Below are 9401 nucleotides of genomic sequence, written 5' to 3' on the forward strand. Positions count from 1 at the left end.
GTAAGAACCCCACCCCCAACCCCCTCCCCGCAAGCGAGGAGGGGGCTATGATATATATACCTTAATCCTGTTAATCCTTAAATCCTGGAAATCATGATATGGCTAACGCCACGCTACGCTATCAGACGAAATATAAATCCTGTTAATTCTTAAATCCTGGATATCCTGATATGGCTAACGCCACGCTACGCTATCAGACAAAATATTAATCCTGCAAATCCTTTAATCCTGCAAATCCTGATTCAGACAATTTTTCCGATTCTGCTAAAATCGGATTTACGTCAAACCATAATTCACCTTGATCTCGATATTCAAAGACAAATCTACTGCGGATTAATTTCTGATATCCTTGATCATCACTAACTTCTTTAGTTTCTTTGACACGGCGTAATAATTCCCATTCTTCAGCAGAAATAGGTAAAGACATTTCATTACGTCGTTCACGAATAATCTGCTCTAAAGTATTACCCTGGAGAGGAAATTTTTTATCTTTCATAATCCAGGGGTTTAATAACTTTAAAATATCGCGCACATGACCACCGCTAACCTGACACAAACGGTCTAAAGTTGCTGGAGTATCAAAAATGTCGGTAATTTTATTTAAGCGGTCTTCTGGGGCTAAATTAGGAAATGCTCTAGTATCCATCTTGTCAGTAGTATGATTGTCTTGGTAGTGATTAAGTATCCTTACTAGCAATAATACTTGTTTTTAAGTAATTAGAAAAGGCTTTTAAACCTAATTTTCTGGATAAAATGGGGACTAGAAGGGGAAAAACTGTAATAAGACTGAACCTAAACTCCCTACAAAGTCCATAAAGCTGGGTTTACCCGCACTCACTGTTTCTGAGTAAGGCGTTTTTAATTCTGTAATAAAAGCTTGCGTTGTTTTCAATCCTTCGGTATTTTTGTCTTTTTCAAATAATTCTGCTGCTATTTGGGCATCTTGTAAGGCCTTTTGTCTGTCTAAACTTTGATAACTAGCAATACCACGGGCTAAATATGCGCCGGCATAGTCTGGTTTAAGAGCGATCGCTTGGCTAAAATAATCAATAGCTGGTTTAAGATTTCCCTTTTCTGCCGCTGCTACACCCCAAGCATAAAAATCCTCTGATTTAGCAATTTGCGAAGGTATTCCTACCGCACCTTGAAAATTTGCACCTGTAATATTCGCACCTTTCAATTCAGCATTCATTAAATAGGTATCTCTTAAATCAGCACCAGTTAAATTTGCACCACTGAGTTTAGCCTCACTTAAATTCACACCAAATAAACTTGCACCGCTTAAATTTGCACCCCGCAAATCCGCACCGGCTAAATTTGCCCGACTTAAATTAGCACCCACAAGATTAGCACCGTTTAAATTTGCCCCAGCTAAATCAGCCATGACTAATCCAGCGTTACCAAGAAAGCATTTTGGACACTTTTTATTTGCCAATAACTGCCTAATATCCTCATAACTTGCAGCTTGAACTGCACCTGATAAGCTCACACTGAGTAAAAATACAGATGTTGCCAAAATTTTACTGTTCATAATTTATTTTTGTATTAATCCAAGTTTTTGGTTTAGGTGGTCAGTTGTCAGTTGGTAATTATTTCCCCCTGCTCCCTACCCCTCTATCTCTTCCCTATTCAGCCAAGTTTAAACCAATAATACTGATAATGATAAAAGACATAGAGATAATTTTTACAACTGCTGTTTTCTCCGCTACTTGATAAAATTACATTGCTAGTTATCTATCTTTGACAAATGTTCAAAATTTTTACTCATTTTCGCAATTTAGCAATTGTTAGCTTGATCTGTCTGATATTAAGCTGGTCACTTCCCGTCCAAGCTGAGACTAAAATAGACCCCCAACTAGAAAAACAAGTTCTAGAAATTATCCGCAAACACCCAGAAATAATTATTGAATCTGTGGGAGCATATCAGCAGCAACAGCAACAGAATATCCAAAAATCACGGCAAGAATTTATCAATAATTTTCAAGCAAATCCTCAATCCGTAATTGGTGATTCTCCCACAATTGGTGCAACCAAATCAAAAACGGTATTAATAGAATTTTCAGATTTTGAATGTCCTTATTGTGCCGAAGCACATCAAACACTCAAAGATTTATTGGCAAAATATCCGAATAAATTCACCTTAGTTTATAAACATTTTCCCCTTTATCAAATTCATGATCAAGCATTACCCGCAGCTACAGCAGCTACAGCAGCATATAAACAAGGTAAGTTTTGGGAATATCATGATGCCCTGTTTACCAATCAGAAACAATTGGGTGAGACTTTATATTTAGATATTGCCAAAAAGCTCAATTTAAACCTCACAAAATTTGACAATGATCGCAAATTAGCTAATAAATCCATCGAAAAAGACCTATTATTAGCCCAACAATTAGGATTAGGTGGTACACCATCTTTTATTATCACCAGTCCAAATTTTGCTGGACCTGTAAAACTCACAGAAGTAGAAGAAATATTGCAAGGTAAACAATAAAATCTGATGGTTTGGCAATATTTTATACCAGTTTCATGGTTATTGCCAATAAATCTGCACCTTTAGCTAGAGGTGGCACTTATTAATTAAGTGTTCTAATTACAGTAAGTGTAAGGAGTAGTCTTATGAGAAGTGATGAGGATAACTTTTCGCTTCTCAATTCCTATTTTATTGAAGCAGGAGTCAGTAGTCAGAATAAATTAATGGGGGATTCCCACAAATCAAATATTAGCCCGATCATACTTTACATTTAATAGCAAACAAGATTACAACAGATCAGTAATTCTCATTTTGAAAAAAATAAGATAAGTAGGTGAACACAATAAAACCAAACTGTGTAAAGAAACGTAAAATCGCCCAAACCCTCTTGCCTCTTGCCTTTTGCCTTGCCATAACGACAATTTTCAACGCCAACCTACTTAAAATTCTCTTAATTTAAGTGTAAACCCTGGATTAAATTATTGAGAAATGGAGAGCGATTCCTACGGAATGCTACGCAAACGCACTTTTTGCTTTTTGCTCTTGAATAGCAGTTAAATTACCACAACGGCGTTTTAGTAAACGAATAGTGAAATTTGCTTCTCTTTGTTGCACGCCTTGTTGTAAACCTTTTTTCTCACCAATTTCTAACACCTCTTGATAAAACCGGGTTTGAGTAATATCAGGTCTAGGATAAACAAAGCGAACTGCTTGCAGCAGCGCGATCGCTATCGCAGTATGAAATTTTTAAGCGGGTTAATTGTTTTTACAACTACCATCAACACAATAAACAGATTCATAAGTATCACGTTTTCCAAATAGGGTATAACGATGATCACGGATTTGTTCATAGAATTTATCGCCTAACCATTTCATGCCAGGTAAGCCCCGATAAATATCAACAAAGCCCGCTGTAGGTAACAACCGTCCAATTTCTTCAATGGCATCGCTACCCTGCCAACGTTGTGAAAGTTGTTCAGCATTGATTAAAATCATGCCCTGCTCACAATCTTGGGGCGTAATCCCCCATCCTGATAATGTTTCTTTATCTTGCATGGGAACATAATTAAACAGTTTTCCTTGATCTAAACTTTCTAATATACGTACTCCATTTACACAGAGGTTACACTGTCCATCATAAATTACGTAGTATTTCATTTCAAGAATTTGTTGAATTGTTAATATAAGCAAACTATAACCTTTTCCTCTAAGAATTACAGCGTCAAGGTGTAAAGGTTTCTTTGTCAGAAATAACAGTGCGATCGCTTGAGTAGTGAGACAGAATTAATTACACAATGTCATTGCGTTAGCCATATGGAACGAAGTGAAATGAAGCAATCACAACCCTGGTGATTGCTTCCCTTCCCTCGCAATGACTGTAACTATTTTTGTCCAATTACTTAATTCCTGATATTGGCTATACAATAGGTATTTATGGGAAATAGCACATCTGGAACTGTACCACTTCACTTCTACACCCAAGGTCAAGGATTTCCCATCCTGGGCTTACATGGTCATCCTGGTTCGGGACGTAGCCTTGCCATCTTCACCAATCATTTATCACAACGCTACCAAACTATTGCCCCAGATTTACGCGGATACGGCAAAAGTCGGTTTCAGGGTAAATTTGAAATGCAAGACCATTTAGACGACATAGAAGCCTTATTAGATCGGTTGAAAATAGAAAAATGCTTAGTATTGGGATGGTCGCTAGGAGGCATTTTAGCGATGGAACTAGCCATGCGTCTACCCCAACGCATCACAGGCTTAATTTTAGTAGCCACAGCCGCTAGACCTTGGGGCAATCATCCCCGAATTTCTTGGCAAGACAATATTTATACAGGAATTGCTGGTATATTAAACTATATAAAACCCAGTTGGGAATGGAATATTAATACTTTTGGCAAGCGATCGCTCTTTCGCTACTTGATTCAACAACACACATCCACAGCTTACAATTACATAGCTAGGGATGCCCTACCAGCCTACTTACAAACCTCATCAGCCGCCACAAATGCCCTCTACAGTGCCATTAGAGCAGGTTATAATCGCACCCCAGACCTTTGGCAAATCCAATGTCCCAGCCTAGTGCTTGCTGGTGAACAAGATCGCCACATTACCGCTGATGCCAGTTTAGAAACAGCCCGACACATTCACAACTCCCAATGGCAATGTTACCCCAACACAGCCCATCTTTTCCCTTGGGAAATACCCCAACAGTTATTAGGAGACATTGACAATTGGTTAGCCATTAACCCCCAAATCATGAAAGTTTAAATTAGGCATAACTCGTTCCCAGGATTAGCCTGGGAACGATAACAGCCTCTGGAATTGGTAATTAGACTAATTTTGACCGCTAAAGACAGGCTTTACTTTACGGTCAATCCATTCCCCCAAATCTTCAGCAATTGTTAAAACAGTAGGCTTACAGCGTTTGATATTCACTATAATTCCCTGCGCCCCTTCAATTTCCAAATCTTCTACATAGCCATTACTGGCTTTAGTAGCTGCCGCAGAACTGAAAAATGGACCGAAGTAGTATGTACAACTGGGATTTTGTGTAACAACTTCTACCCACCAAGCAAGACCGAGTCCATTGAATGTACTAATTAACCTCTCTTGGAAGTTATGCCAAATCGTTGTCATAGTTTTCGCCGATTTATAAACGTGATAACTGGGCGTGTGCAAATAGATTAAATTTATTGTCTTTTACAGTTGCTGATTTCGTAGACAAATATCCACGAGATCAGCTTTTGTACTATTGTTTTTTCAAAGCAATTGTCTGTAGTTTATCAAGATACAGTGTATTCTGCGATTTTTGACGATAAATTTCGTAAAGTGCCATACCAGTTGCTACTGAAGCATTGAGGCTAGGAGTCTTACCTTGTAAGGGAATGGACACCAAAACATCACAAGAACGTTGTGTTAACATCCCCAGACCTTCGCCTTCACCACCCACAACTAAAACCACCGGTCCGCTAAACTTAACACTTTGTAATGGTTCGCTACCTGTAACCGCAGTTCCATAAATCCAAAAGCCTTGTTCTTTTAACTGTTCTAAAGCGCGACCCAGGTTGACAACTCTAGATACAGGAAAGGTTTCTAATGCACCTGCTGCCACTTTTACAACAGTAGAAGTAATTCCCGCTGCTCTTCTTTGGGGTATCACCAAACCATGAGCGCCAATAGCTTCCGCCGTGCGAATAATCGCCCCTAAATTATGGGGATCAGTAATACCATCAGCAACTACAATGACAGGATCAGTAATAGATTTAGACTTAGCAATGAGGTCTTCTAATTCAATATAGGTATAAGGGGCAATTTGAGCCGCTATGCCTTGGTGGTTAGCGCGACCAGTAATTTGGTCTAACCGTATTGGTTCAACTTCATCAATAACTGCGCCATTATCCTTGGCTTGTAAAATCAAATGATGGAATCTGGGATCATAACGAAGACGAGTAGTAATCCAGAGACGGTTAATACTGCGTTCATTTTCCAACGCCGTCAAAACTGGATGACGACCATAGATTAAATCAGTCTCTTCTGTGGATGTAATTTCTGGAAGTTGCTGGGAAGACTGATAAGAAGGACGATATCTACTGGTGAAGGATTTACCTTCATTTGCTAAGGTGATTTCTGAGGATGGTTCAGAACCATAGCGAGATGTCCGAGGTTTAACTGAGAATGATTTACCTTCTCTGTCTCCTCTACCTTCTGAGGATGGTTCAGAACCATAGCGAGATGTCCGAGGTTTAACTGAGAATGATTTACCTTCTCTGTCTCCCCTACCTTCTGAGGATGATTCAGAACCATAGCGAGATGTCCGAGGTTTAACTGAGAATGATTTAGCTTCTCTGTCTCCCCTACCTTCTGAGGATGATTCAGAACCATAGCGAGAGCGGGGTTTTGCAGAATAGGATTTACCTTCTCTGTCTACCCTAACCTCTGGGGATGGTTCAGAACCGTAGCGAGAGCGGGGTTTTGCAGAATAGGATTTACCTTCTCTGTCTCCTCTAACCTCTGGGGATGGTTCAGAACCATAGCGAGATGTCCGAGGTTTTGCAGAATAGGAGTTACCTTCTCTGTCTCCTCTAACCTCTGGGGATGGTTCAGAAGCATAGCGAGATGTCCGGGGTTTAACGGAAAGGGGTTTACCATCACTTTTGCCTTGATTACGGCTAGGTTGAGGCACAACGCGCTTACCCTTAATTTTTACTGGCTGACCACGTTTTGGTTGTCCGCCGGAATGATTTTTCTTTGGTTGACTTGTCATAACAGTATTGAGATTTGATTTAAATGAGTGAACAGCCCGATGACATTAATTTAATGAACAATTACAAATCAGTAACAATCGCCAGATGTAGCTTCTCACTATTTCTCTAGGGGAAGTTTTTGTAATAGCTCGGTTAAACGGGGGTAATCAGTAAGATATAGGTAGCCAACTAAGGTTTCTAAACTAGTTGCCTGTTGATAAATTTCGGGATTTAGTCGTTTATGACGACTCGTAGCAGAGTTACGACCTCTGCGAACAATTTCTAATTCGTTACTCCTCAAGTAAGGAGTTAACATTCGCAAATGTATCGCTTGTGTTTCTGCTCTTACCTGATCCACTACGGAACGATGGTAATTTTCCAATCGTTGTTGTGGCCACAGATAAACCATTCTAACATATAATTCGTAAATTGCGTCCCCCAAGTAGGCTAATGCTGAAGGAGATATCTGTTTTATTTGGGCTGGGGATATTTGCTGGGGTAGTTGCGTCGCATTTACCAACCACGGGTAAATATCTGATGAATGCTGTGTAGCGGTTTCATCTTCTTCGTGTTCGCCTGTTTCCTCCTTGGACTTCACAGATTAATCATTCCTTAAAAAAGCACTACATCGGGAGACAATTTTTGCCGTCATTATCTAAAACAACTTAAATTATATTTAACTCTCAACATAATACATTAAATGGGGGTTCTTCTTTGAGATGGCGGTGTGTAGTTGAATGAGATCCAGAACCTGAGGTAAAAGCCATACGGAAAGAGACTCTTAACTTCTACTGTAATCCAAAAATTAAGCTATCCAGATTTGACATCGGATAGCTTAATTTAGATTTTCCATTCAAGCAATCAATCTGCTGGGATGTTTTCTAGGGCTGCCTCAACTGAAACTTGTAGGGAGAGAAACTTTTCTAAACGAACAAGCTTAACCGTTTGGGTGACACGAGCATTAGTGACAATTTGGAAACTGCCTTCACTTTTAGATTCAGGTTTAGCCAGTTTGGCTAGTCTTACAAGCGCACCTAAGCCAGAGCTATCCACAAAGTCAATGCGTGAGAGATCCAAAATAATGTTTTTTGGGCCTTCTTCAATTTTACTGCCAATTACTTTAGTGAATGTCGGCTCAGAGAAAGCGTCTAATAAACCTGTGAGGCGTAATAGCTGACAGCTATCGCGGACTTCGCGTGTACCTCTCAGGCTCACGGTTAGATTTAGTGGTTCAGCTATGATTTTCTCCTCGTTCTTTTTACTAAAAGTAAACGTTCTAGTATAGATGGTTTTTGAGCAATTTGTCTATGTTGGAAACTGGCAAAATTTTTTACTAATTACCAATGTCCATCATCACCTGGGAATTTTAGATTTTAGACTTTAGATTTTAGATTTTTTGGGGTTTATGCTTTACCCCTGCTGGCATGAATCCAAGTTTGTGAATGTAAAATGCGAGTTCAATCTAAAATCGGCAATCCCAAATCTAAAATTTATTGCCGTGCTGCTTGCATTTTTAGGACAAACTGCTCAAATAAGTAATCGGCATCATGGGGTCCAGGACTGGCTTCTGGGTGGTACTGGACAGAAAACACAGGTAGGGTCTTGTGACGGACTCCAGCTATGGTCAGATCATTGAGGTTCAAATGGCTGATTTCAACTGTGGCTGTGGGTAAGGAGTCTGGGTTCAGAGCAAAACTGTGGTTTTGGCTGGTAATTTCCACTCTTTCTTGTAAGCCAGCAGGTTGATTTAAACCGCGATGTCCAAATTTTAGTTTAAAGGTTTCTGCTCCCAGGGCATGACCTAAAATTTGGTGTCCCATACAAATGCCAAATATGGGCTTTTGGCTCTCTAGTAAGGCTTTGGTGGTGTTGATACCTTCTGTGACGGCGGCGGGGTCTCCTGGTCCGTTGGAGAGGAAAATACCATCTGGATTGTATTTGAGAATTTCTTCTGGTTGTGTATCGGCAGGAACAACTATGACGCGACATCCATAACTGGCGAGACGGCGTAAGATATTCCGCTTGACTCCAAAGTCTAGGGCGACGACGGTGAAGGTTTCGCTAATTTTAGCTATGGCTTCGGGGTTGAATTCCCAAGGGGTGGCTGTGGCTTCCATCCATTCGTAAACGGTTGGTGTGGTGACTTCTTTGACTAGGTTTAAGCCTGTCATGTTGGGTGCTGCTTGTACCATTTCTAACAATTCTGTTTCGTCGAGAATTGCGGTGGAAATGCCGCCATTCATTGCCCCAAACATCCGAATTTTCCGGGTGAGGGCGCGGGTATCTATGCCGTAAATACCGGGAATGTGGTGCTGTTGCAGGTAGTTGGGTAGGGATTGGGTGGAACGCCAGTTACTAGGTTTATGACATATATTGCGAGCGATCGCTCCCTTAACATGGGGTTGATTTGATTCTTCGTCTTCGGAATTAATACCAGTGTTTCCTAGCTCGGGATAAGTAAAAATGACGATTTGACCACAGTAACTGGGATCGGTTAACACTTCTTGATATCCGGTCATACCAGTGTTGAACACGATTTCGCCAATGGCGGTTCCTGTAGCACCGCAAGACCAACCACGATAAGTAGAGCCATCTGCTAGGACAAGTAGAGCAGGTACTGCGTCAGATAAGGACATAGGTTAGAGGGGCAGGGGGTAGGGGCTGTCTCTTATACA

General features: G+C 40.4%; 9 protein-coding genes and 2 pseudogenes. 2 read left to right on the forward strand and 9 right to left on the reverse strand.

Annotation, left to right across the window (positions count from 1 at the left end; genetic code table 11):
* Positions 1–205: 205 nt before the first annotated feature.
* Positions 206–637: pseudogene (locus IQ228_RS13860) on the reverse strand (ATP-binding protein); the annotation flags it as partial.
* Positions 638–760: 123 nt separating this feature from the next.
* Entirely contained in the window at positions 761–1531 is a 771-nt protein-coding gene (locus IQ228_RS13865) for a pentapeptide repeat-containing protein (protein WP_027401403.1), read from the reverse strand.
* 216 nt (positions 1532–1747) lie between these two features.
* On the opposite strand from IQ228_RS13865, the gene IQ228_RS13870 reads away from it, so the two are divergent.
* Entirely contained in the window at positions 1748–2494 is a 747-nt protein-coding gene (locus IQ228_RS13870) for a DsbA family protein (protein ID WP_193963191.1), read from the forward strand.
* 492 nt (positions 2495–2986) lie between these two features.
* On the opposite strand, the gene IQ228_RS13875 is transcribed toward IQ228_RS13870, so the two are convergent.
* Positions 2987–3127, reverse strand: coding sequence for a DUF4351 domain-containing protein (locus tag IQ228_RS13875; RefSeq protein ID WP_193963192.1), 141 nt, complete (start codon positions 3125–3127; stop codon positions 2987–2989).
* A gap of 102 nt (positions 3128–3229) precedes the next feature.
* Entirely contained in the window at positions 3230–3631 is a 402-nt protein-coding gene (locus IQ228_RS13880; RefSeq protein WP_027401406.1) for a thiol-disulfide oxidoreductase DCC family protein, read from the reverse strand.
* 276 nt (positions 3632–3907) lie between these two features.
* Here IQ228_RS13880 and IQ228_RS13885 point away from each other — a divergent pair, with 276 nt between their 5' ends.
* Positions 3908–4750: an alpha/beta fold hydrolase gene (locus IQ228_RS13885; RefSeq protein ID WP_027401407.1), complete on the forward strand. Its 843-nt coding sequence runs from the start codon at positions 3908–3910 to the stop codon at positions 4748–4750.
* A 66-nt stretch (positions 4751–4816) separates the two neighbouring features.
* Here IQ228_RS13885 and IQ228_RS13890 read toward each other — a convergent pair whose 3' ends face one another.
* The 5 genes and pseudogenes from IQ228_RS13890 to carA form a co-directional block, all read right to left on the reverse strand.
* Complete coding sequence (locus tag IQ228_RS13890; RefSeq protein WP_027401408.1) at positions 4817–5119, reverse strand: DUF1816 domain-containing protein; 303 nt, start codon at positions 5117–5119, stop codon at positions 4817–4819.
* A gap of 112 nt (positions 5120–5231) precedes the next feature.
* Positions 5232–6017, reverse strand: a pseudogene (rlmB, locus tag IQ228_RS13895) (23S rRNA (guanosine(2251)-2'-O)-methyltransferase RlmB); the annotation flags it as partial.
* A gap of 827 nt (positions 6018–6844) precedes the next feature.
* Positions 6845–7324: a ribonuclease III domain-containing protein gene (locus IQ228_RS13900; protein WP_193963193.1), complete on the reverse strand. Its 480-nt coding sequence runs from the start codon at positions 7322–7324 to the stop codon at positions 6845–6847.
* Positions 7325–7587: 263 nt separating this feature from the next.
* A complete protein-coding gene (locus IQ228_RS13905) occupies positions 7588–7941 on the reverse strand; it encodes an STAS domain-containing protein (protein ID WP_035081402.1) in 354 nt (117 codons plus the stop codon).
* Between the two features lie 275 nt (positions 7942–8216).
* Positions 8217–9362: a glutamine-hydrolyzing carbamoyl-phosphate synthase small subunit gene (carA, locus tag IQ228_RS13910; RefSeq protein WP_027401412.1), complete on the reverse strand. Its 1146-nt coding sequence runs from the start codon at positions 9360–9362 to the stop codon at positions 8217–8219.
* Between the last annotated feature and the right edge of the window lie 39 nt (positions 9363–9401).

Origin of the sequence: Dolichospermum sp. LEGE 00246 (assembly GCF_015207865.1) — a bacterium.
Classification (GTDB): Bacteria; Cyanobacteriota; Cyanobacteriia; order Cyanobacteriales; family Nostocaceae; genus Dolichospermum; species Dolichospermum heterosporum.

Bases quoted from the DNA above. Each gene is read 5' to 3' on its own strand.
- IQ228_RS13865 (WP_027401403.1), bottom strand. From the start codon at position 1,531: ATGAACAGTAAAATTTTGGCAACATCTGTATTTTTACTCAGTGTGAGC.
- IQ228_RS13870 (WP_193963191.1), top strand. From the start codon at position 1,748: ATGTTCAAAATTTTTACTCATTTTCGCAATTTAGCAATTGTTAGCTTG.
- IQ228_RS13880 (WP_027401406.1), bottom strand. From the start codon at position 3,631: ATGAAATACTACGTAATTTATGATGGACAGTGTAACCTCTGTGTAAAT.
- IQ228_RS13885 (WP_027401407.1), top strand. From the start codon at position 3,908: ATGGGAAATAGCACATCTGGAACTGTACCACTTCACTTCTACACCCAA.
- IQ228_RS13890 (WP_027401408.1), bottom strand. From the start codon at position 5,119: ATGACAACGATTTGGCATAACTTCCAAGAGAGGTTAATTAGTACATTC.
- carA (WP_027401412.1), bottom strand. From the start codon at position 9,362: ATGTCCTTATCTGACGCAGTACCTGCTCTACTTGTCCTAGCAGATGGC.